This window comes from Mycobacterium sp. IS-1590, assembly GCF_001500025.1.
Lineage (GTDB): Bacteria > Actinomycetota > Actinomycetes > Mycobacteriales > Mycobacteriaceae > Mycobacterium.
In genome coordinates, this window is the sequence record NZ_LQIW01000002.1 from 156,220 (window position 1) to 176,960 (window position 20,741).

General features: G+C 67.6%; 22 protein-coding genes. 14 read left to right on the forward strand and 8 right to left on the reverse strand.

Annotated features, from left to right (window positions below):
* The first annotated feature begins 7 nt into the window (after window positions 1-7).
* The 3 genes from manT to mmpH are packed head-to-tail and all read left to right on the forward strand — an operon-like array spanning window position 8 to window position 3,034.
* Window positions 8-1,243, forward strand: a complete 1,236-nt coding sequence (gene manT / locus AU197_RS03500) for an MMP alpha-(1->4)-mannosyltransferase (RefSeq protein ID WP_064401129.1) — start codon at window positions 8-10, stop codon at window positions 1,241-1,243.
* Window positions 1,237-1,968: a class I SAM-dependent methyltransferase gene (locus AU197_RS03505; protein ID WP_064401191.1), complete on the forward strand. Its 732-nt coding sequence runs from the start codon at window positions 1,237-1,239 to the stop codon at window positions 1,966-1,968. Before manT ends, AU197_RS03505 begins: the two co-directional genes overlap by 7 nt.
* The gene (gene mmpH / locus AU197_RS03510; RefSeq protein WP_064401130.1) at window positions 1,955-3,034 is read left to right on the forward strand and encodes an MMP endo-(1,4)-3-O-methyl-alpha-D-mannosidase; all 1,080 of its coding nucleotides are present in this window, start codon (window positions 1,955-1,957) and stop codon (window positions 3,032-3,034) included. The genes AU197_RS03505 and mmpH overlap by 14 nt, the downstream gene beginning before the upstream one ends.
* Here the strand turns inward: mmpH and AU197_RS03515 are convergent, their stop codons facing one another.
* Complete coding sequence (locus AU197_RS03515) at window positions 3,035-3,682, reverse strand: class I SAM-dependent methyltransferase (protein WP_064401131.1); 648 nt, start codon at window positions 3,680-3,682, stop codon at window positions 3,035-3,037.
* A 65-nt stretch (window positions 3,683-3,747) separates the two neighbouring features.
* On the opposite strand from AU197_RS03515, the gene AU197_RS03520 reads away from it, so the two are divergent.
* Window positions 3,748-4,317, forward strand: a complete 570-nt coding sequence (locus AU197_RS03520; RefSeq protein WP_064401132.1) for a TetR/AcrR family transcriptional regulator — start codon at window positions 3,748-3,750, stop codon at window positions 4,315-4,317.
* A 2-nt stretch (window positions 4,318-4,319) separates the two neighbouring features.
* On the opposite strand, the gene AU197_RS03525 is transcribed toward AU197_RS03520, so the two are convergent.
* Window positions 4,320-4,925 (reverse strand): TetR/AcrR family transcriptional regulator, encoded by a 606-nt coding sequence (locus AU197_RS03525; RefSeq protein ID WP_064401133.1) that lies wholly within the window; start codon window positions 4,923-4,925, stop codon window positions 4,320-4,322.
* Between the two features lie 99 nt (window positions 4,926-5,024).
* Here AU197_RS03525 and AU197_RS03530 point away from each other — a divergent pair, with 99 nt between their 5' ends.
* Both AU197_RS03530 and AU197_RS03535 read left to right on the forward strand, forming a co-directional pair.
* Window positions 5,025-6,404 (forward strand): cytochrome P450, encoded by a 1,380-nt coding sequence (locus AU197_RS03530; RefSeq protein ID WP_064401134.1) that lies wholly within the window; start codon window positions 5,025-5,027, stop codon window positions 6,402-6,404.
* A complete protein-coding gene (locus AU197_RS03535; RefSeq protein ID WP_064401135.1) occupies window positions 6,401-7,732 on the forward strand; it encodes a cytochrome P450 in 1,332 nt (443 codons plus the stop codon). Before AU197_RS03530 ends, AU197_RS03535 begins: the two co-directional genes overlap by 4 nt.
* 4 nt (window positions 7,733-7,736) lie before the next feature.
* On the opposite strand, the gene msrA is transcribed toward AU197_RS03535, so the two are convergent.
* Together msrA and msrB are read right to left on the reverse strand one after the other, a co-directional pair.
* Entirely contained in the window at window positions 7,737-8,252 is a 516-nt protein-coding gene (msrA, locus tag AU197_RS03540; protein WP_064401136.1) for a peptide-methionine (S)-S-oxide reductase MsrA, read from the reverse strand.
* Window positions 8,249-8,710, reverse strand: a complete 462-nt coding sequence (gene msrB, locus AU197_RS03545; protein ID WP_064401137.1) for a peptide-methionine (R)-S-oxide reductase MsrB — start codon at window positions 8,708-8,710, stop codon at window positions 8,249-8,251. The genes msrA and msrB overlap by 4 nt, the downstream gene beginning before the upstream one ends.
* A gap of 59 nt (window positions 8,711-8,769) precedes the next feature.
* Between msrB and AU197_RS03550 the strand changes: the two genes are divergently transcribed.
* The 4 genes from AU197_RS03550 to AU197_RS26755 are packed head-to-tail and all read left to right on the forward strand — an operon-like array spanning window position 8,770 to window position 10,864.
* Window positions 8,770-9,168: a hypothetical protein gene (locus AU197_RS03550; protein WP_064401138.1), complete on the forward strand. Its 399-nt coding sequence runs from the start codon at window positions 8,770-8,772 to the stop codon at window positions 9,166-9,168.
* Between the two features lie 38 nt (window positions 9,169-9,206).
* Window positions 9,207-9,713, forward strand: coding sequence for a nuclear transport factor 2 family protein (locus tag AU197_RS03555; protein WP_064401139.1), 507 nt, complete (start codon window positions 9,207-9,209; stop codon window positions 9,711-9,713).
* Entirely contained in the window at window positions 9,710-10,714 is a 1,005-nt protein-coding gene (locus AU197_RS03560) for an NAD-dependent epimerase/dehydratase family protein (RefSeq protein ID WP_064401140.1), read from the forward strand. Before AU197_RS03555 ends, AU197_RS03560 begins: the two co-directional genes overlap by 4 nt.
* A gap of 21 nt (window positions 10,715-10,735) precedes the next feature.
* A complete protein-coding gene (locus AU197_RS26755; RefSeq protein WP_286145547.1) occupies window positions 10,736-10,864 on the forward strand; it encodes a hypothetical protein in 129 nt (42 codons plus the stop codon).
* On the opposite strand, the gene AU197_RS03565 is transcribed toward AU197_RS26755, so the two are convergent.
* Window positions 10,851-11,507, reverse strand: coding sequence for an enoyl-CoA hydratase-related protein (locus AU197_RS03565; protein ID WP_064401141.1), 657 nt, complete (start codon window positions 11,505-11,507; stop codon window positions 10,851-10,853). The genes AU197_RS26755 and AU197_RS03565 overlap by 14 nt on opposite strands.
* Window positions 11,508-12,494: 987 nt before the next feature.
* Entirely contained in the window at window positions 12,495-14,000 is a 1,506-nt protein-coding gene (locus AU197_RS03570) for an HNH endonuclease signature motif containing protein (protein ID WP_064401142.1), read from the reverse strand.
* A gap of 69 nt (window positions 14,001-14,069) precedes the next feature.
* On the opposite strand from AU197_RS03570, the gene AU197_RS03575 reads away from it, so the two are divergent.
* The 3 genes from AU197_RS03575 to AU197_RS03585 all read left to right on the forward strand — a co-directional run bounded on the left by AU197_RS03575 (window position 14,070) and on the right by AU197_RS03585 (window position 16,012).
* Window positions 14,070-14,447 (forward strand): DUF427 domain-containing protein, encoded by a 378-nt coding sequence (locus AU197_RS03575; protein ID WP_064401143.1) that lies wholly within the window; start codon window positions 14,070-14,072, stop codon window positions 14,445-14,447.
* Between the two features lie 9 nt (window positions 14,448-14,456).
* Entirely contained in the window at window positions 14,457-15,368 is a 912-nt protein-coding gene (locus AU197_RS03580) for a DNA-3-methyladenine glycosylase family protein (protein WP_064401144.1), read from the forward strand.
* An 80-nt stretch (window positions 15,369-15,448) separates the two neighbouring features.
* A complete protein-coding gene (locus tag AU197_RS03585; RefSeq protein ID WP_064401145.1) occupies window positions 15,449-16,012 on the forward strand; it encodes a Dps family protein in 564 nt (187 codons plus the stop codon).
* A gap of 48 nt (window positions 16,013-16,060) precedes the next feature.
* Here AU197_RS03585 and AU197_RS03590 read toward each other — a convergent pair whose 3' ends face one another.
* Both AU197_RS03590 and AU197_RS26425 read right to left on the reverse strand, forming a co-directional pair.
* Window positions 16,061-17,452, reverse strand: coding sequence for a chloride channel protein (locus AU197_RS03590; protein ID WP_064401146.1), 1,392 nt, complete (start codon window positions 17,450-17,452; stop codon window positions 16,061-16,063).
* A gap of 12 nt (window positions 17,453-17,464) precedes the next feature.
* Window positions 17,465-18,280, reverse strand: coding sequence for a PaaI family thioesterase (locus AU197_RS26425; protein ID WP_064401147.1), 816 nt, complete (start codon window positions 18,278-18,280; stop codon window positions 17,465-17,467).
* 54 nt (window positions 18,281-18,334) lie between these two features.
* On the opposite strand from AU197_RS26425, the gene AU197_RS03600 reads away from it, so the two are divergent.
* Window positions 18,335-20,428 carry a heavy metal translocating P-type ATPase gene (locus AU197_RS03600; RefSeq protein ID WP_064401148.1) on the forward strand — a complete coding sequence of 698 codons (2,094 nt, stop codon included), beginning with the start codon at window positions 18,335-18,337 and terminating at the stop codon, window positions 20,426-20,428.
* Window positions 20,429-20,741: the final 313 nt, after the last annotated feature.

Below are 20,741 nucleotides of genomic sequence, written 5' to 3' on the forward strand. Positions count from 1 at the left end.
GTTGAACATGCGCATCGCCCTTTTGTCGTACCGGAGCAAGACCCACTGCGGTGGGCAAGGCGTCTACGTCCGCTACCTGTCCCGCGGCCTCGCCGATCTCGGCCACGAGGTCGAGGTGTTCTCGGGTCAGCCCTATCCGGAGGAACTCGATCCGCGCGTCCGGCTGACCGAGGTGCCCAGCCTGGATCTCTACCGGGAACCCGACCCGTTCCGGATCCCGTGGCCCAACGAGATCAAGACGTCGATCGACCTGCTCGAGCTGCTGACCACGTGGACGGCGGGCTTCCCCGAACCACGCACGTTCAGCCTGCGCGCCGCGCGGGTGCTCGCCGAGCGTCGCCACGAGTTCGACGTCGTCCATGACAACCAGTGCCTGGGCACCGGGCTGCGCAAGATCGCCGGCCTCGGCCTTCCGGTGGTCGCCACCGTGCACCACCCGATCACCCGCGACAAGGTGGTCGACGTCGCCGCCGCCAAGTGGTGGCGCAAACCGCTGGTGCGGCGGTGGTACGGCTTCGCCGAGATGCAGAAGGAAGTCGCACTGCAGATCCCCGAACTGCTGACGGTGTCATCGACGTCGGCGGCCGACATCGCCGAGGACTTCGGCGTCGCCCCCAGCCAGTTGCACGTGGTGCCGCTGGGCGTGGACACCGCGATGTTCAAACCCGCCGAGCGACGGGTGCGCAACCGCATCATCGCGATCGCCAGCGCCGACGTACCGCTCAAGGGCGTGCGGCACCTGCTGCACGCGGTGGCCCGGCTGCGCGTGGAACGCGACCTCGAACTGCAGCTGGTCGCCAAGCTCGAACCGAACGGTCCCACCGAGAAGCTGATCGCCGAGCTCGGCATCTCCGACATCGTGCACAGCTCCAGCGGGTTGTCCGACAGCGAACTGGCCGACCTGCTGGCCTCGGCCGAAGTGGCTTGCATCCCTTCGCTTTACGAGGGGTTCTCGTTGCCCGCGGTGGAGGCCATGGCAAGCGGCACGCCCATCGTGGCCAGCCGCGCCGGCGCACTGCCCGAGGTGGTGGGCGCCGACGGGGACTGCGCCCGGCTGGTCAAGCCCGCCGACGTCGACGAATTGACCGCGGTGCTCGGCGAACTGCTCGACTCACCGCGTGAGCTGGCCCGCCTCGGCGCGAACGGCCGCAAGCGCGCGGTGGAGGTGTTCAGCTGGCAATCGGTTGCGGCGCAGACGGTTGCGGTCTACGAGAAGGCGCGTGAACGGGTGGGCACATGCTGACGGTCGACTTCGATCGGCTCGGGGTCGGCGTCGGCACGAAGGTGATCGACGTGGGCTGCGGCGCGGGCCGGCACAGTTTCGAGGCCTTCCGGCGCGGCGCGGACGTCGTCGCGTTCGACCAGAGCGCCGCCGACCTCAACGACGTCGACGAGATCCTGACCGCCATGCGCGAACAGGGCGAGGCGCCGGCGACGGCGAAGGCCGAGGCGGTCAAGGGCGACGCGCTCGATCTGCCTTATGACGACGGCACATTCGACTGTGTGATCGCATCGGAGATCCTCGAGCACGTGCCCGAGGACGAGAAGGCGATTGCCGAGTTGGTGCGGGTGCTCAAGCCCGGCGGAACGCTGGCCGTCACGGTGCCGCGGTGGCTGCCCGAGAAGCTCTGCTGGGTGTTGTCCGACGAATACCACGCCAACGAGGGTGGGCACGTGCGGATATACCACGCCGACCGGCTGCGCGACAAAGTGCTCGCCCATGGCCTGCGGCTCGAGCACACGCACCATGCGCACGCACTGCACTCGCCGTACTGGTGGCTCAAATGTGCGGTGGGAACCGAGAATTCGGACCACGTGGCGGTAAAGGCGTACCACCGAATGCTGGTGTGGGACATGATGAGCCGCCCGTGGCTGACCAGGACGGCCGAGGCGCTGCTCAACCCGGTGATCGGCAAGAGCGTCGCGTTGTACTTCACGAAACCGGTGGGCGCCGGTGCTGACGCCTGAGCTCGAAGGCGTCCCGGGCGTCGCCGGGGTGCTGACACCCGAACAGTGCCGCCAGACCGCGAAATCGATTGCCGCCACCCAGGAGTCCTCGGGTGCGCTGCCGTGGTTCGACGGCGGCCACACCGATCCGTGGGATCACATCGAGAACGCGATGGCGCTGACCGTCGCCGGGCTGCTGGAACCGGCGCGCGCGGCTTTCGAGTGGTCGCGCACCCATCAGCGTCCCGACGGATCCTGGCCCATTCAGTTGCGCAACGGCGTCGTCGAGGACGCCAACAGCGACAGCAACTTCTGCGCCTACATCGCGACCGGTGTCTGGCACCACGTGCTGGTCACCGGTGACCGGCGGTTCGCGGAGACGATGTGGCCGGTGGTGACCAAGGCGATCGACTTCGTGCTGGGCATGCAGCTCAGTGGCGGTGAGATCGCCTGGGCGAGAAGCCCGTCGGCCATCGAATCCGAGGCCCTGCTGACGGGGTGCGCGAGCATCTATCACAGCATCCGGTGTGCGCTGGCGCTCGCCGACTACTTCGACGACCCGCAACCGGAATGGGAGGTCGCGGTCGGCCGGCTCGGCCATGCGATCGCCCACCATCCCGAGGCGTTCACGGTGAAGGACCGCTGGTCCATGGAGTGGTACTACCCGGTGCTCACCGGCGCGGTGCGCGGTGGGGCGGCGCGGATGCGGATCGACGAGCGGTGGCACGACTTCGTGGTTCCCGGTCTGGGTATCCGATGCGTCGACGACCGGCCGTGGGTGACCGGTGCCGAAACCTGTGAACTGGTCCTGGCTTTGGATGCGATGGGCGATCCGGTGCGTGCCAGGGAGCAGTTCGCGGCGATGCACCATCTGCGTGAGGGCGACGGCTCCTACTGGACGGGCCTGGTGTTCGCCGACGGCAAGCGCTGGCCGGAGGAACGCACGACGTGGACCGGCGCGGCGATGATTCTGGCCGCCGACGCGCTGTCGTCGACGTCGGCCGCCAGCGGGATCTTCCGGGGGGCAGACCTTCCGCGCGGACTCGAAGGCGAGTACGACTGCGAGTGCGCGACCAGCGACCGCTAGTTACAGCGGCTCGCCGACGGTGCCTCCCGTGCGCTCCAACACCCGCATGGATCCGGTTGCCGAAACCTCGCGAAACCGGTTGGTGTCCAACGCCCGCTGGTAGATGTGGAACGGCGCCTGCCCGCCCTCGTCGGGGTTGGGGAACACGTCGTGGATGACGAGCGCGCCGCCCACCTCCACCCACCTGGCCCAGCCGTCGAAGTCGCGCTGTGCGGCTTCCTCGGTGTGACCGCCGTCGATGAACAACAGGCGCAACGGAGTTCGCCATCCGCGTGCCACCACCGGGGACCGGCCGACGATCGCGACGACGTGATCGTCGAGACCAGCGGAGTCGAGGGTGTGCCTGGCGGTTGGCAGGGTGTCGAACAAGCCGGTGACGGGATCGACCATCGACTCGTCGTGGTACTCCCAGCCCGGTTGGTGTTCTTCGGACCCGTGGTGGTGATCGACGGTGTAGATCACGCCGCCGGTCTGCTGTGCGGCGGCGCCGAGCAGCACGGTGGACTTGCCGCAGTACGTGCCGATCTCGACGCCGATACCGTCGCCGAGATACTTCACGGCAGCATCGAACAGGGCACGGCCCTCGTCGGCGGGCATGAATCCGATGACCTGCTCGGCCAGGGCGAAGAGTTCGTCTGTGGTGCGCATCGGTAACGAACCTACTCGGCGCGAATCATTGCTGGTGCAGGGGTGTTGTAGTAGCGTCCGGACATGTGTCCGACACGGCCATGGAGTCGACTCGGCGCCGTCTGACCGCCAAACAGGCCGACACTGTCGACCGCCTCGGCCGCGCTGCGGTCGAACTCCTGCACCGCGAGGGCTTCGCGGGTCTCACGGTGCGCCGCGTGGCAGCCGATGCCGGCGTCGGCGCGGCCACCGCCTACACCTACTTCTCCTCCAAGGAACACCTTGTCGCCGAGGTGTTCTGGCGCAGGCTCGCGGCGTCTCCACCGGCGGCGCACGAGTCGGAGGACCCCGCCGCCCGGGTCATCGAGGTGCTGCGTCACATCGCCCTGCTGGTGGCCGACGAGCCCGCGTTCGCCGGTGCGGTGACCACGGCCCTGCTGGGTCGCGACCCCGACGTGGAGGTGCTGCGGTTGCGCATCGGCCGGGAGATCCGCGACCGGCTGGCCGCGGCGCTGGGCGCCGACACGGATCCCGACGTCATCGACACGTTGGAGATGCTCTACTCCGGCGCGCTGGTGCGCGCGGGCATGGGATATGCGTCGTACCTCGAAATCGCGGAGCGACTGGAGAAATCGGCGCGACTGATCCTGAACTGATCTCAGCGCGATCCGAGGATCGCCACCGACGCGGTGATGGCCGGCTCGATGATGCCGCGCAGATCGTGGCCGTCCTCGACGAAGAGCGCGGTCAACTCCCGCAGACCGCCCAGGATGATGAGGGCCAGCGGACGCGAGACCGGGATCAGTTGCGCGCGTTGGAAGCCGGGGGTGCTGCTGATGTCGACCAGCATGTCGGTGAAATGCTCCATGGCCTCTCGATGCAGCGGATGCGCGACGGCGCCCAGTGCGGGTGCCTCGCGGATCCACGCCAACGTGATGGCCGGTCGCGCCGCGATGTGGTCGACGTAGGCGGTCACCGCCGAGCGGACCTGGTCACGCCAGTCGGCATCGGGGTCGGCCGCTGCGCGGACGCCGGCGATCATCGTCTCGTTGTTGCGCCGCAGCAGCTCGATCAGGCATTCCTCTTTGCTCGCGAACTGTTCGTAGAACGTGCGCTTGGAGGTTCTGGCCTGCCGCACGATGTCGGCGACGGTGGTGTCGCGATAGCCGCGTTCGGCGATCGACGCGGCCATGCCGTCGAGTAGGCGGTCGCGGAATGCGCCGTCGGCCGCGGTATGCGCGCCGTTGTCCAGCGCAGTGGTCATACCGCCTCCTCGACAGCCTTGCGTCCCCTGGTACCAAGCGGTACCGTACTACACGAATCTGCGGTACATCGTAGTACCGGGGAAGAGGCTGGGAGCGTCATGAGCGAAGCTTTGGTCGTCGAGAAGCCCACACCCGCAGCGCCGTCGCGGGCCGCGGTCAACCTGCCGCCGAAGGCGCCGATTCCCAAGCCGCTCCTGGGCCTGGCCTTCGCGGTCTCCCGACGCTGGACCGTCGCCCGGTTCGCCCGCCTCTACGGCCCCGTCTTCACAATGAACGTCCCCGTCTTCGGGCGCACCGTCGTCGTCGGGGATCCGCAGCTGGCCAAGCAGATGTTCGCAGCCAACACCGACGACGTCGGCAACATCCAGCCCAACCTGTCGCGGGTGCTCGGCCCCGGCTCGGTGTTCGCGCTCGACGGGTCCGAACACCGGCGTCGACGGCGTCTGTTGACGCCGCCGTTCCACGGCAGGAGCGTGAAGAACTACGAGGCGATCTTCGAAGAGGAAACCCTGCGCGAATCGGCCAACTGGCCCGAGGGCCAGGCGTTTCCGACTCTGGAGCCGATGATGCGAATCACCCTCAACGCGATCTTGCGTGCGGTATTCGGCGCCGATGGTGAGCAGTTGGACGACCTGCGCCGCATCATTCCCCCGTGGGTGACGCTCGGCTCGCGGCTGGCGTCGTTGCCCGCACCGTCACGCACCTACGGCCGGTTCAGTCCGTGGGGGCGGCTGGCCGAGTACCGCAGGCAGTACGACGGGGCCATCGACAAGCTGATCGACCGGGTCACGGCGGACCCCGCCTTCGACGAGAGGACCGACGTTCTGGCGTTGTTGCTGCGCAGCACCTACGAGGACGGTACCGCCATGTCCCGCAAGGACATCGGCGACGAGCTGCTGACTCTCCTTGCGGCCGGACACGAGACCACCGCATCGACGCTGGCTTGGGCGTTCGAGCGGATCACCCGCCATCCCGACGTCCTGGCCAGGCTGGTGTCCGAGGCGGACACCGAGGAAAACGGCTACCGTCAGGCCGTCCTCGCGGAGGTGCAGCGGTCGCGCACCGTGATCGACTTCGCGGGCAGACACGTCTACTCGCCGACCTTCGAGCTGGGCGAATGGGTTGTCCCGCAGGGCTATACGATGCTGGCGAGCATCTCGCTGATGCACGACAGTGCCGCCGAATTCCCCGAGCCCGAGCGCTTCGACCCGCAACGCTTCCTGGGCGCCCGGCCCCCCACGCCCGCCTTCCTTCCGTTCGGCGGCGGCACCCGCAGATGTGTCGGCGCCGTGTTCGCCAACGTCGAGATGGACGTCGTGCTGCGAACCGTTCTGCGCCACTTCGTGATCGACACCACCGGGGCGCCCGCGGAGAAGACGCACTCGCGCGGCGTCGCCTACACCCCGAAGGACGGCGGCCGCATCGTGGTGCACCGCCGCAAGACACCGCTCGCGCAGGAGGAGCCGAGGAACCGATGACGAACGCGACCGCCACCGATCAGCACGCCCCGGTCACGCCCGGCAAGTTGCCGCCGACGGTACCGCTGCCCAAACCGGTTCAGATGGTGCTGATGGCGGGATTTCGCCGCTGGTTCCTCGGGAAGGCGCTCAAGCGATACGGTCCGGTGTTCGCGATCAACGTGCCGTTCTTCGGCCGCAGCGTGGTGATCGCCGATCCCGCCCTGATCCGGACGGTGTATCTGGCGAGCACCGACGACCTGATCAACGTGCAGCCGAACCTGTCCCGGATCTTCGGTCCCGGTTCGGTGTTCGCGCTCGACGGCGTCGAGCACCGTAAGCGTCGCAAGCTGCTCGCACCGCCGTTTCACGGCCAGAGCATCAAGAACTACGAGAAGATCATCGAGGAGGAGACGCTTCGCGAGACCGCGACCTGGCCCGAGGGCGTCGAGTTCGCGACGCTCGAACCGATGAACCGGATCACGTTGAATGTCATCCTGCGCACCGTGTTCGGTGCCGACGGTGCCGAACTGGACTATCTGCGCGAGATCATCCCGCCGTGGGCCAAACTCGGTTCGCGCATGGCGACGTTGCCCGAACCGCCGTTCAAGACGGGCCCGTTCAGCCCCTGGGGGCGCCTGGAGACGTTCCGGCGCAACTTCGACCGCACCGTCTTCGCGCTGATCGAGAAGGCCGAAAAGGATCCTGCCCGCGAGGAGCGCACCGACATCCTGGCGCTGCTACTGGGCAGCACCTACGAGGACGGCACCCCGATGTCGCACCAGGACATCTCCGACGAGCTGCTCACCCTCCTGGGCGCCGGGCACGAGACGACGGCGTCGACGCTCGGCTGGGCGTTTGAGCGCTTGCGCCGCCATCCCGCGGTGCTCGCCAAGCTGGTCGAGGAGAACGACGCCGGCGGCAACGAGTACCGCCAGGCCTTCATCAACGAGTTGCAGCGCAACCGGACCGTCATCGACTTCTCCGGACGCCACGTCCTGGCACCGCATTTCGACGTCGGCCCGTGGCGGATCCCGCACGGCTACACCGTGATGGTCGCACTGGCGAACATGCACGCGAACCCCGAAGTCTTTCCCGACCCCGAACGCTTCGACCCGGACCGGTTCCTGGGCAAGCGCCCGCCGACGGCGTGGGTGCCGTTCGGCGGCGGGACCCGCCGCTGCATCGGCGCCGCATTCGCCAACGTCGAGATGGACGTCGTCCTGCGAACGGTGTTGCGCCACTTCGTGATCGAGACCGACGACGAGCCCGACGAGAAGGTGCACTTCCGTGGCATCGCGTTCACCCCGAAGGACGGCGGCCGCGTGGTGGTGCGGCACCGCACCTAGCGCGCTACTGGTTGGCCGTTTCGCGTTTGGGCAGCTTCCAGCCCGGGCGCGGGAAGTGGCAGGTGTACCCGCTCGGGTACCGCTCCAGATAATCCTGATGCTCGGGTTCGGCCTCCCAGAAGTCGGCGGCCGGGCTCACCTCGGTGACGACCTTGCCGGGCCACAGCCCCGACGCGTCGACATCGGCGATGGTGTCCAGCGCGACGCGCTTCTGCTCGTCGTCGAGGTAGAAGATCTCGGACCGGTAGCTGGTGCCGACGTCGTTGCCCTGTCGGTTCTTCGTGGTCGGATCGTGAATCTGGAAGAAGAACTCCAACAACGCGCGGTAGTCGGTCTGCGCCGGGTCGTAGACGATCTCGATCGCCTCGGCGTGGCCGGGGTGATTGCGGTACGTCGGGTTGGCGTTCTCGCCGCCGGTGTAGCCGACCCGCGTCGCCACCACGCCCGGTTGCTTACGGATCAGATCCTGCATGCCCCAGAAGCAACCGCCCGCCAGGATGGCTTTCTTGTGTTCACTCATGCCTGCGCCTCCTCATTCACGAACAGCTTCTTGTAGTCGCCATAACCCTCGGCCTCGAGGTCGTCGAGGTGGATGAACCTCAGCGAAGCGGAGTTGATGCAGTAGCGCAACCCACCCTCTGAGCGCGGCCCGTCGGTGAAGACGTGGCCGAGGTGGCTGTCGCCGTGTGCCGAGCGCACCTCGGTGCGGATCATCAGGTGCGAGAAGTCACGCTTCTCCACCACGTTGGCCGGCTCGATCGGCCGGGTGAAGCTGGGCCAGCCCGACCCGCTTTCGAACTTGTCGACCGATGCGAACAGCGGCTCGCCGGAGACCACGTCGACGTAGATACCCGGCTCGTGGTTGTCCCAATACTCGCCGGTGAAGGGCCGCTCGGTGCCGTTGCGCTGCGTGACCCGGTACTGCTCCGGCGACAAGGCGTTAACCGCGGCCGGATTCCTGTTGTATTGCTTTGCCATAGTGCCTGTATAACCGCCGAACCGAACGCGGTGTTCCTGCTGTTCATTACGGTTGTGTGATGCGCTTGTTCCTCGTCCTCATCGCCGCCGCGCTGGCCGTATGGGCGGCGCCGGTGGCATCGGCGGAGACGGCGGTGTTGGCTGAGCGGCCGGGCTATCCGGGCCTGTTGTTCGTCGACAACCCCGCGATCGTCGACCCTCACCCGCTGCGCGCGGAGTCGTACAACCGCGTCCCCGGCGACCGCGCCGTCGGCGTGCACTTCACCACCGGCACCCCGCAGTGCTACGGCGTCCACGCGACCGTGCAGGAGACGCCCGAAGCCGTCACGGTCGAACTCTTCGGCGGCACGCTCCCCGAAGCCGTGGACCGGCCCTGCATCTTGATCGCGGTGGCGGGGATCCTCGACGTCCCGCTGCAGAATCCGCTGGGCAGCCGCCAGGTACTCACCGCGTTCTGACCCTCGACAAGCTCGGTAGAACGTGTTCTAGTTCTGGTGTGACGGGCAGCACCTTCAGCCGCGAGGAACTTGCCGCGGCATTCCAGAAATTCGAGGCGACGGTCGACCGTGCCGCGCAGACCCGCGACTGGGATCCCTGGGTCGACCAGTACACCGACGACGTCCTCTACGTCGAACACGCGGCAGGCACCATGCGCGGCCGCGAACAGGTGCGCCCCTGGATCTGGAAGACGATGGAGTCGTTCCCCGGCAGCTACATGACATCGTTCCCGTCGCTGTGGACGGTGATCGACGAGGCGACCGGCAGGGTCATCTGCGAGCTCGACAATCCAATGCGCGATCCCGGCGACGGCACCGTCATCAGCGCCACCAACATCTCGATCGTCACCTACGCCGGCGACGGACTGTGGCGCCGGCAGGAGGACATCTACAACCCGCTGCGGTTCGTCAAGGCGACGGTCAAGTGGTGCCGCAAGGCCGCCGAGCTCGGCACCTTGCCGCCCGAGGCCGAGGAGTGGATGAAGCAGTACGGAGGAGGCAAGTGAGCAAGCTGGTCATCGGAGCCAACGGTTTCCTCGGATCCCATGTCACCCGCCAGCTGGTGGCCGCCGGTCACGACGTCCGCGTCATGGTGCGCCCGAACGCGAACACCAGGAGCATCGACGATCTGCCCGTCGAGCGTTTCCTCGGTGACATCTGGTACGACGACACGCTGCGCGTGGCGATGACGGGAGTCGACGACGTCTACTACTGCGTCGTCGACACCCGCGGCTGGCTGAAAGACCCGACGCCGCTGTTCTATACGAACGTCGAAGGCACCCGCAACGTGCTCGAGGTCGCCAAGGACATGCGCCTGCGACGGTTCGTCTACACCAGCAGCTATGTGACGGTGGGCCGCAGGCGCGGGCACGTGGCGACCGAGGACGACGTGATCGTCGACAAGGGTTTGACGCCCTATGTGCGCTCCCGGGTGCAGGCCGAGACGCTCGTGTTGCGATATGCGCGCGAGCACGGCCTGCCCGCGGTGGCGATGTGTGTGTCGACCACCTACGGCGGCGGCGACTGGGGCCGCACCCCGCACGGCGCGATCATCGCCGGGGCGGCGTTCGGCAAGTTGCCCTTCGTGATGCGCGGTATCGAACTCGAGGCCGTCGGCGTCGACGACGCCGCCCGCGCCATGTTGCTGGCCGCCGAACGCGGCCGGGTCGGCGAGCGGTACCTGATCTCGGAGAAGATGATCAGCAACGCGGAGGTGGTGCGCATCGCCGCCGAAGCCGCGGGGATGCCTGCGCCGACGAAGTCGATCCCGCTGCCGGTCTCGTACGCGATGGCCGCCCTGGGTACCGCCAAGGCGGGTATGACCGGCAAGGACGAGAAGTTCTCGCTCGGTTCGCTGCGACTGATGCGCGCGGAAGCGCCCGTCGATTGCAGCAAGGCTCGACGCGAATTGGGTTGGCAGCCAAGGCCTGTCGAGGAGTCGATCCGTGAGGCGGCGAGGTTCTGGGCGGGGCTGCGGGATGCGCGACGCACAAGCAAGGCCGGCTAGCACGCGGACAGGCTCGAACAGATGCCCGGCAAGCTGTCCGTCGATCTGTCCGGTGCGCCTTCTGAGGCGGCTCGCTCGAAACTGAACATCTGCATGTCGACTGCTGAAGTTTTCGTGCAGGAGTTCAGTTTCGGGATCAGCGGACGTTGAGTTCGGCGATCACCTCGGCGTAGAGCCGCGCTTTGATCGCGCCGAACACCGCGCCGGCCTTCGCCGCCAATGCCTCGGCGCGGGAGACCGCCGCGTCGAGCACTTCGCCCTCCCCGGCAGTGGCCGCGACGATTCCCGCCGCGAGGGCGTCTGCACCGCCGTAGCGCCGCGCGGTGGTCATGGCCTCGTGCGCGGTCGCGACCGGCAGGCGGGACCGGATGAGCGCGTTCATCCCGGCCGTGAACGGGATACCGAGGTCGACCTCCGGCAGGCAGAAGAAGCCGCGATCGGCGCGCATGACGATCTGGTCGTGAGACAGCGCCAGCATCGCACCGGCGGCGAAGGCGTGCCCCTGTACTGCGGCGATGATCGGCGCCGGGAACGCCAGCACCCGGGCCAGCAGCGCGTGCACATCGGCCAGGTTCGCCTCGGCCGCATCGGGATTGGCGGCCATGAACTCGAGGTCGAGCCCGTTGGAGTAGAACTTGCCGCTGCCCGTGGTGACGACGGCTCTCGGGCCGTCGGCCGCCTCGACTTCGTCGAGTGCGGAGTTGATCGCGGTGAGCCGGTCGGGGTGGAAGCGGTTCTCGTCCTCGCCGAGGGTCAACACATACACCGCGCCGCGCCGTTGAAGGTCAGCCATCACTCGATTACACCACCTGCTGCCGAATCACATCACGACCACGTTCGTGCCCCATTTCGGTTGGACCCCCGAAACGCCGCGCCGGACTCCGCCACACCCGTTTGCGCCACTCCATTGCGTGCGCCTGCTCGGCCAGTGAGGCCAGCGGCGAGATCGGAGATGAGGCGGTAGATCGCTTCGGGGTCGGCATCGATGGTGATCTCGGCTTGTGCGGAGGAAGGACCTGATTCGCTCGCGCGACGATCGTCGTCAGCGCCGATCGGACGTCAGGTCCGGCAGGTCGAAGACCGACCGAGCCAGGCGGGTTGGAGTTGCCGAATCGCACGAAGTCGCTTGATGTTTCGGGCGTCTGACTAAGAAGATTCTTGATTCAGCAATGAACGCTTGAAGTGCTCATCGGCTGGGAGGATGCTGTGAGGTTACTGAAAACACAAACGCGACCTTCGCCCGGCGTGGGGATCGACGTGAAGGTCCAAAGTCGAAATGAGGGGAACGGATGGCAACTCACCGCCGCCGCCTGCGTCACACCGTCGCCGCCGCTTCAATAGCGGCCGCAACTCTTGGTGGCATTGCGACGGGGCCGCCTATGACAGCCGGCGCCGAGCCCAGAGAGTGGGACGTAGCTGATTTCGACTTCTGCATGAACAAGGCAGTGGATCGCCACTTACGCGGCGAGACCAACAATTCGCAATTCGAAGACGATGCGCGGTTCTGCTGCGATCGATCCGGCGGAGTTTGGAGTTCGGCCGATCGTAAGTGCGTGGCACCGCCCGCCAGCGTTCCACCGCAGATTCCGGGCAACCTGCCCGTGGGAACGCTGCAGCCGGTGCAGCCTGCTCCACCCCTTGTGCACCCCAGTCCAATCGATCCATCGATGACATTTGATCCGGCGGGATAGGCCGAAGTCGGTTACCTCAATCATTCGGCCGCGGGGTGCAGCGGTTGACGCCGGAGGCACCGTTTGGCCCGGGGTCCTAACTGGTCGAACTAGAACGGTGCAGGATCGACATTGCGTGCCCGTTCGGCCTTGATCCGAGCGGCGAAATCGGCTGCGCGAGTGCGTCTTCGCTTCGGCATCTTCGCGGCGCGATCGGCCGCGGGCGGTGGAATCTCTGGCGGCGGAGGCAGGTTCGCGGTCGTGGTGTCCCAGTCGAAGAACAGCTTGCTACCGGGATGGGTGGTATAGGTGTGGCCGCTTGGTGCGGTCCAGATGACGGTCCCATCTGGGAGCTGTACGTCGCGCCAGCCGTCGGGGCCGCCATGGAACGTCTTCATCATGTGGTTCTTACGGCACAGGCATTTGAGGTTCGACGGATGCGTGGGTCCCAGCGGCCACGGGATCGTGTGGTCGATATCGCAGAGGTCGGCGGGAACGTCGCATCCCGGTGCGCGACAGTACATATCACGCATGCGCACGAATTCGGCCAGCGCCGCCGACGGCTGATAACGGGACTCGGCCTCTGGTCCCGGGGTCTTGATCGGGCGCACCTTCGCCCCGCGGCTGATCAGCCAGGGCAGCAGGGACGGGGGCAACGCCCCGTGGCCCAGTAGTACTGCGGTGCCCCGGTTCTCGGAAGTTTTCGCGTCCGACTGCGGTGGGGTGGCGCCTTCAGCGGCGGTGCTGTCCGCGGCGTCTGATTCGTCGTCTTTCGTTTCTGGAGTCGCGTCGTTACCTGCTGCAGCAGCGGCGTTTTCGAAAGCGTCTTGGTCGGCGATCACGTGGACGACGATGTTCGACGTCTGCGGACCGGCCGCGGCGCACGTCGGCGATCCGCATGCGCATCCCAACCGGTCTTGGTTGGCGGCCAAGGCGCCGATAGCGTCGGCGCGCCGCTCGCCCATACTGCGTGGATCGTTGTCGCACAGACCCTGCATCATCTCAGCGATGCGGCGTTTGAGGATCGCGGCGTCGGTGGCCAGCAACCTGCCCCACACCGAAGTGGTGCCGGCCGGGTCATCGAGATTACCGACGCGAAAATCCCGGGTGCGTGCCGTCGACTGACTTCTCCGCACCGCCAGCGGGTCGAACTTGCCGACGAGCGCGTCGATCGCCGCCTCCAGCCGCTGCTCTGACAGCGGACCCAATCGAGACGCCCGTTTCGCAAGCGCCGTGTCGATGAGCGCCAACGCCTCAGGGTCCTCGACAAGTTGGGTGCGCCAGGTGATCGCCGAGACGATCCGCGCACCGATTTCTCCCTGCTCGAACAACGCGGCCACCCGGGGCAGCCGCTCGCGCAACGCCTGCGCGATCCGCATCTGCCCGGACGCGCGTCGATGCCCGATCGTCATCGCTGCGGCCACCTCGGCGGCGACACTGTCCCACGGGTCGAAGGCACACAGATTGCGTTCGTCATCATCGCTGACCTTGCGGCGGATCAGCTCCGCGATGGCCGCGAACCGGCGCGCCGCGGCCTCGGCCTCCGCACGCGCACCGTCGGCGATGGCGGCGACGAGAGCGGCGTCGTCCACCTCCGCGAACTGTCCTCCGAACATGTGTTCGAGTATGCCACCGGGGTATGACACGTCCGGAATCGAGCCGCCACCTCGTACGTTGGCGTTGATATGAGCGATCGACCCGTACTCGAGCCCACCGCGCAACACCCGATCACCGTCGCGCCGACCGGCGCGCACGTCACCGCCCGGGTGAACGGCGAGGTCGTCGCCGACACCGATCGAGCGTTGACGCTGCAGGAGTCGACCTACCCGGCCGTGCAGTACATCCCGCTGGCCGACGTCGTCCAAGACAAACTCAGGCCCAGCGACACCCAGACGTACTGCCCGTTCAAGGGCGACGCCGCCTACTTCCACGTCGTGACCGAGGCCGGCGCCGTCGAGGACGCCATCTGGACCTATGAGAAGCCCTATCCGGCGGTCGCCCCCATCGCCGGGCACGTCGCGTTCTATCCGGACAAGGCGGAGATCGTCGTGACCCCGGCATAACCTTGGCCGGTGCACACCTCGGTGAGCGTCGTCTTCGACGGCCCGGTCAGCCCCGCGTTGACCCTGGCGCCGCTGCGACGTGGCCGAAAGGACCCCTGCTACTTCGACGCCCCCGACGGAGCGATCTGGCGCACCAGCCTGATGCGCAGCGGCCCGGTCACCGCGCGCCTCACCAAATCGGCCCCCGACACGGTCGACTGCGAAGCATGGGGTGACGGTGCGATGGAATTCGCCGAGACCCTGCCCGCCCAACTCGGGGCGTACGACGACAACGTCGGCTTCTCGCCCAGCGAACCGACGATCGTGGCCGCGCATCGACGCGTCCGGCATCTGCGGCTCGGCCGCACCGACCGGGTGCTCGAAGCGCTGATTCCCGCGGTGCTCGAACAGCGGGTCTATGGAAAGGACGCTCGCCGCGCGTGGCGGCTGCTCGTCACCAAGTACGGCGCGCCTGCGCCGGGACCGGCGCCCGTGCACATGCGAGTCCCGCCGCCTGGTGAGGTCTGGCGCCGCATTCCGTCGTGGGAGTTCCACCGCGCCAACGTCGACCCTCGGCGCGCTCGCACCGTCGTCGTGTGTGCGCAACGCGCCGACTCGCTGGAACGACTCGGCGCCCGGTCACCGGCGAAGGCCCGCGCCGCGATGGCGTCGCTTCCCGGGGTCGGCGAGTGGACGGCCGCGGAGACGAGTCAACGCGCATTCGGTGACGCGGACGCGCTCTCGGTCGGCGACTATCACCTGGCGAAGATGGTCGGATGGAGCCTGCTGGGGCATCCGATCGACGATCCCGCGATGGTCGAGTTGCTCGAACCGCTTCGCCCTCACCGTCATCGCGCGGTGCGCTTGTTGGAGGTGAGCGGTCTTGCGGTGCTGCCGCGGTTCGGCCCGCGCATGGCGATCCCCAATCTGATCGAGATGTGACGCGTGCGACGGGGTTGATTACCGCACCAATGCAGCGGGTAGTCGAAGCCACGACACCGTATGCGTGCAAAGGAGCTTCAATGCCTAGATCCAATTACACAGTCCCCGGCATGACTGACAAGGACGCCACAAAGGTCGCCGAACTGCTGCAGAAGCAGTTGAGCCGGTACAACGATCTTCACCTGACCCTCAAGCACATCCACTGGAATGTGGTGGGCCCGAACTTCATCGGCGTGCACGAAATGATCGACCCGCAGGTCGAGTTGGTGCGCGGCTATGCCGACGAGGTCGCCGAACGGATCGCCACGCTCGGCTTCTCGCCCAAGGGCACGCCCGGCGCGATCATCGAAGACCGCAGCTGGGATGACTACTCGCTGGACCGCGACACCGTGCAAGCGCACCTCGCCGCGCTCGACCTGGTCTACGACGGCATCATCGAGGACACCCGTCATAACATCGAAGAGGCCGAGGACGCCGATCCGGTGACCGAGGACATCTTGATCGGCCACGCCGCCGAACTCGAGAAGTTCCAGTGGTTCGTGCGCGCGCACCTGGAGAACGCGGGTGGTGAGCTCGCCAACAAGGGCGCGACGACGGAGAAGGCGGCAGCAAGCCAGGCCAAGAAGAAGTCCTCGGCCAAGTAACGGTGGCCAAGTATCGCTGGCTAAATCTGCGGGCGGGGGCTGCCGGTGTCAGCCGGTGCCCCGCTCGGCCGCAGCGGTCTCCCGGTCCAAGCGCTGCGCCCGGTAGATCGACACCTCGGTGCGCGACATCAACATGTAGGCGACACCGACCGCGACCATCGCGCACGGGAGCACCGAGAACGAGCCGGTCATCTCCGCCACCATGATCATCACGGCCAGCGGCGCGTGCGCGACGCTGCCGAAGCACGCCATCATGCCGACGACGACGAAGGTGGCGGGGCTGTCGGGGATTCCGGGAGCGTCGACCAGATCGCCGAGTCGCCACAGAGCCGCGCCGACGAATGCGCCCACGACCACACCGGGCCCGAAGATGCCGCCCGATCCGCCGGTGCCGATCGACAACGATGTCGCCACAATCTTGGCCAGCGGCAGTATCAGCACGATCCACAGCGGGATCGCCATCAGGGTGTCGGTGGCGGTCGCCTTCTGCGCCCATCCGTACCCGCTCGCGAGTACCTGTGGGATCGCCAGGCCCAGCAGTCCCACCGCCAGCCCGCCGACCGCGGGTTTGAGCACCTTGTGGCCGGGCAGTCGTCCGGTCAGTGCGACGGTGGCGTAGAAGATGCGCGCGTAGAGGTACCCGACGCCGGCCGCGACGACGCCAAGCACGACGAACCAGCCCAAATCCAGCGGGCTGTCGAACCGGTAGTCGGTGGCGACGAACCCGAACAGCGGGTCGAACCCGAGGATCGAACCGAGTACCGAGTAGGCGGTCGCCGAGGTGATGAATCCCGGGATCAATGCCCGGTAGTCGAAATCGCGGCGGTACACGATCGACGCCGCCAGCACCGCGCCACCCAGCGGGGCGCCGAAGATCGCCCCGATGCCCGATCCGATGCCGAGCGACACGGCCACACGCCCGTCCTGGTCGGACAGGTTCAGCCAGCGCGTCAGCATGGACCCGAAGCCCGCGGAGATCTGCGCCGCGGGGCCCTCACGGCCGCCGGAACCGCCCGACCCGATGGTCAACGCGCTGGCGATGGTCTTGATCACGATGGCTCGTCCGCGGATGGCGCGAGGGTCGGTGTGCACGGCCTCGATGGCGCTGTCGGTGCCGTGTCCCTCGGCCTCCGGCGCGAATGTCGCGACCAGCCAGGCCGATACGAGTGCGCCGCCGCAGACCACCAGCGGGATGGCCCACGGTCGTTCGAAGCCGGTCGAACCGGGGTCGCCGCCGTCGCCGACCGGTTTGGGGATGCGGTAACCGGCCAGGTCACCGAGAAGGAAGTCGCCCGCGTACTCGAGCGCCAGATAGAACACCACCGCCCCGAGGCCGGCGATGACGCCGATAGAGATCCCGAGGATCAGCCACTTACGGATGTAACCGGAGCGTCGAATGAATCCACCGAGCCCGCCGCCGGCTTCACGGGTCTCGGCCATGGTCTCCAGATGCTAGTGCGGCGCTGCGCGGTATGCAGTCAGTCTGGCGGTGATCGCCACGCCGCCACCGGGGCCGACGGCTTGCCCCTCGGCAACACCCGTCCTGCGCCCGACACGCAAAGCGGTTCCCACATAACGGGATTCGGGTCCGCTGTGGAAGGGCCGCAAGAAGTTGACCCGCAGCGACGCAGTCCGCAGCGGATGTTTCTGACCTGCGTCGTCGAGTGCCGCGGCCGCCACCAGTTCCAGCGCCATGGCCGTCACCCCGCCGTGCACGATGCCGATCGCGTTGTTCAGCACGGGATCCTCGTCCTGCAACAGAACCCGGCCCGCGCCGCCGCTCTCGGCGACGCGAACCGCCATCCGGTCGGCAAGCGTCCCGGGCGGCAGCGGGCCGGACGGGCCGTCGGGGAACGGTGCGATGTCGGCGGGCGACTGGATGTAGAACGAGCGCACGGTGGCGGTGGCGAGCACGGTGCCGCGGTGGGTGAGTTCGCACAGCGCCAACGCCACGTCGCTCTTGGCGCCGAACGGCCGGGCGGTCGCGACCACAGGTACATCGGGTGCGCCTGCGATGATCTCGGCGGCGTGCGGATCTGCTTCCAGGGACAGCTCGCTGGACACCGTCCACTCGTCATCGGCGCGGCGCCGGTGGTTGACGAGGCCGCACGCGTGATCGACCAGCATCGCCATGGGCGCGATGGTCGGGGCGCCGGTCAGCGGGTTCACCATTCCACCCACCGGAATCGAGGCCACACACTCGTCGGGCGTGTCCACGGACGTCGCGATGCCGAACCGGCCCAACGGAGTGTTCAGTGGATGTGACATCGGGATACAGCGTGACCGAACAAGCCCTGGCTATATACCCCTAGGGGGTATACCATGACCGCCATGACGCATACCGGCCATGGTGCACAACACCCGGACACGGCCGCGGAGGGTCATTCGGGCCACGACCATCCGGGCGGCCACTCGAACGGCCACTCGGGCGGTCATGACCACGCCGGCCATGTAGCCGAGTTCCGGCGCCTGTTCTGGACCATGCTCGTGCTCGCCGTCCCCACGGTCGCGCTGTCCGGGATGTTCGCGATGATCCTCGGCTACTCGCTGCCCGACATCCCCGGGATCCGATGGGTTCCGCCGGTGCTCGGCACCGTGATGTACGTCTGGGGCGGGCGGCCTTTCCTGTCCGGGGCGATCAGTGAAATCCGTTCCCGCGCACCGGGAATGATGCTGCTGATCGGGCTTGCGATCACGGTGGCGTTCCTGTCGTCCTGGGGCGCCAGCCTCGGCGTGCTGCACCATGAGCTCGACTTCTGGTGGGAACTGGCGCTGCTGATCGTGATCATGCTGCTCGGCCACTGGATCGAGATGCGCTCGCTCGCGCAGACCACGTCCGCGCTCGATTCGCTGGCTGCGCTGCTGCCCGACGAGGCCGAGCGGGTCGTCGACGGCGGCACGGAGACCGTCGCACCGGCGCAGCTGCGGGTGGGCGACGTCGTGCTGGTGCGCCCGGGAGGCAACATCCCCGCTGACGGCGAGATCGTCGACGGCGCCGCGGACGTCGACGAGTCGATGGTCACCGGCGAATCGCGCCCGGTCCGCCGCGAGGCGGGCGACCACGTCGTGGCCGGCACCGTGGCCACCGACTCGGGGTTGCGGGTGCAGGTCAGCGCGGTCGGCGACGACACGACCCTCGCCGGCATCCAGCGGTTGGTGACCGAGGCGCAGAACTCGTCGTCGCGGGCCCAGCGCCTGGCGGACAAGGCGGCGGGCTGGCTGTTCTGGTTCGCATTGTCGGCGGCGGTCGTCACGGCGGTGGTGTGGTCGTTCGCGGGAATGCCCGCAGCGGCCGTCGTCAGGACCATCACGGTGCTGGTGATCGCCTGTCCGCACGCGCTCGGGCTGGCGATACCGCTGGTGGTCTCGATCGCCACCGAACGCGCCGCGCGCGGCGGAGTTCTGGTCAAGGACCGGCTTGCGCTGGAGAGCATGCGCACCGTCGAGGCCGTGTTGTTCGACAAGACCGGCACGCTGACCAAGGGGGAGCCGACGGTCACCGGGGTTGCGACCGCGCCCGCCCAATCGGCCGAGGACGTCCTGACGTGGGCGGCGGCGGCCGAGGCGTACTCCGAGCATCCGCTGGCCCGGGCGATCGTCGCGGCCGCGCGCGACCGCTCGCTGACGCTGCCACCGACCACCGACTTCAGCTCGTCCCCGGCGGTCGGCGTCACGGCCACCGTCGGGGGCCGAACCGTCCAGGTCGGCGGGCCGCGGATGCTGGTCGAAGCCGGGCTCACCGAGCTGCCCGATACCGGGCGGTGGCGCGACGAAGGGGCGATCATCCTGCACGTCGTCGTCGACGGTGAGGCCGTGGGGGCGATCAAGCTGGCGGACGAGGTGCGACCGGAATCGCGGCAGGTGGTGGAGGCGCTGACCAAACTCGGCGTCGAAGTGGTGATGATCACCGGCGACGCGGAGGCCGTCGCGCGATCCGTGGCCGCCGACCTGGGGATCGAGCGCGTGTTCGCCGGGGTACGGCCGGAAGACAAGGCGGCGAAGGTGGCCGAACTGCAGCGCGAGGGCCGCAAAGTGGCGATGGTCGGGGACGGCGTCAACGACGCCCCCGCACTCGCCCAGGCCGACGTCGGTATCGCGATCGGCGCGGGGACCGACGTGGCGATCGCCTCGGCCGGGGTGATCCTGGCCGGATCGGATCCGCGCTCGGTGCTTTCGGTGCTGCTGCTGTCCCGCGCCGCCTATCGCAAGATGAAGCAAAACCTTTGGTGGGCAGCGGGATACAACCTGGTGTCGGTGCCGCTGGCTGCTGGGGTGCTGGCACCGGTCGGCTTCATCCTGCCGATGTCCGTCGGCGCGATCTTGATGTCGGCGTCGACCGTGGTGGTGGCGCTGAATGCCCAGCTGCTGCGACGGCTGGACCTCACCCCCGAGGCCAGCCTAAAGGCGGTTTTATAAGAATCTGGCTAGGCTTTGCGCAAACTTCAACACACCGGTCTAAGCTGGTAAAAGCGCTGAAATTGCGCGCTTCAGCAAACGCCAGGCGGCGTCGGGAGGCAAGTGTGATGTGTACCGCACTCCGCTGGAGAATTGCTGCACGCCTTGAAAATGCCAGGGCGACAACGGAATCGGACGCCGGGCGGGGCGGTGGGCAGCGAGCCGTCCACACCGTCCTGCCGCTCTAGTTAGGCTCTACTAAGTTGGCATGTCACCCGGTGTTTGTCATATCGTTTTCTCCACTCGGGGCAAGTGGAAACAGGCCGGCGTTCGA

Bases quoted from the DNA above. Each gene is read 5' to 3' on its own strand.
- manT (WP_064401129.1), top strand. From the start codon at position 8: ATGCGCATCGCCCTTTTGTCGTACCGGAGCAAGACCCACTGCGGTGGG.
- AU197_RS03505 (WP_064401191.1), top strand. From the start codon at position 1,237: ATGCTGACGGTCGACTTCGATCGGCTCGGGGTCGGCGTCGGCACGAAG.
- AU197_RS03515 (WP_064401131.1), bottom strand. From the start codon at position 3,682: ATGCGCACCACAGACGAACTCTTCGCCCTGGCCGAGCAGGTCATCGGA.
- AU197_RS03525 (WP_064401133.1), bottom strand. From the start codon at position 4,925: ATGACCACTGCGCTGGACAACGGCGCGCATACCGCGGCCGACGGCGCA.
- AU197_RS03530 (WP_064401134.1), top strand. From the start codon at position 5,025: ATGAGCGAAGCTTTGGTCGTCGAGAAGCCCACACCCGCAGCGCCGTCG.
- AU197_RS03535 (WP_064401135.1), top strand. From the start codon at position 6,401: ATGACGAACGCGACCGCCACCGATCAGCACGCCCCGGTCACGCCCGGC.
- msrA (WP_064401136.1), bottom strand. From the start codon at position 8,252: ATGAGTGAACACAAGAAAGCCATCCTGGCGGGCGGTTGCTTCTGGGGC.
- msrB (WP_064401137.1), bottom strand. From the start codon at position 8,710: ATGGCAAAGCAATACAACAGGAATCCGGCCGCGGTTAACGCCTTGTCG.
- AU197_RS03550 (WP_064401138.1), top strand. From the start codon at position 8,770: ATGCGCTTGTTCCTCGTCCTCATCGCCGCCGCGCTGGCCGTATGGGCG.
- AU197_RS26755 (WP_286145547.1), top strand. From the start codon at position 10,736: ATGCCCGGCAAGCTGTCCGTCGATCTGTCCGGTGCGCCTTCTGAGGCG.
- AU197_RS03565 (WP_064401141.1), bottom strand. From the start codon at position 11,507: ATGGCTGACCTTCAACGGCGCGGCGCGGTGTATGTGTTGACCCTCGGC.
- AU197_RS03570 (WP_064401142.1), bottom strand. From the start codon at position 14,000: ATGTTCGGAGGACAGTTCGCGGAGGTGGACGACGCCGCTCTCGTCGCC.
- AU197_RS03575 (WP_064401143.1), top strand. From the start codon at position 14,070: ATGAGCGATCGACCCGTACTCGAGCCCACCGCGCAACACCCGATCACC.
- AU197_RS03585 (WP_064401145.1), top strand. From the start codon at position 15,449: ATGCCTAGATCCAATTACACAGTCCCCGGCATGACTGACAAGGACGCC.
- AU197_RS03590 (WP_064401146.1), bottom strand. From the start codon at position 17,452: ATGGCCGAGACCCGTGAAGCCGGCGGCGGGCTCGGTGGATTCATTCGA.
- AU197_RS26425 (WP_064401147.1), bottom strand. From the start codon at position 18,280: ATGTCACATCCACTGAACACTCCGTTGGGCCGGTTCGGCATCGCGACG.
- AU197_RS03600 (WP_064401148.1), top strand. From the start codon at position 18,335: ATGACCGCCATGACGCATACCGGCCATGGTGCACAACACCCGGACACG.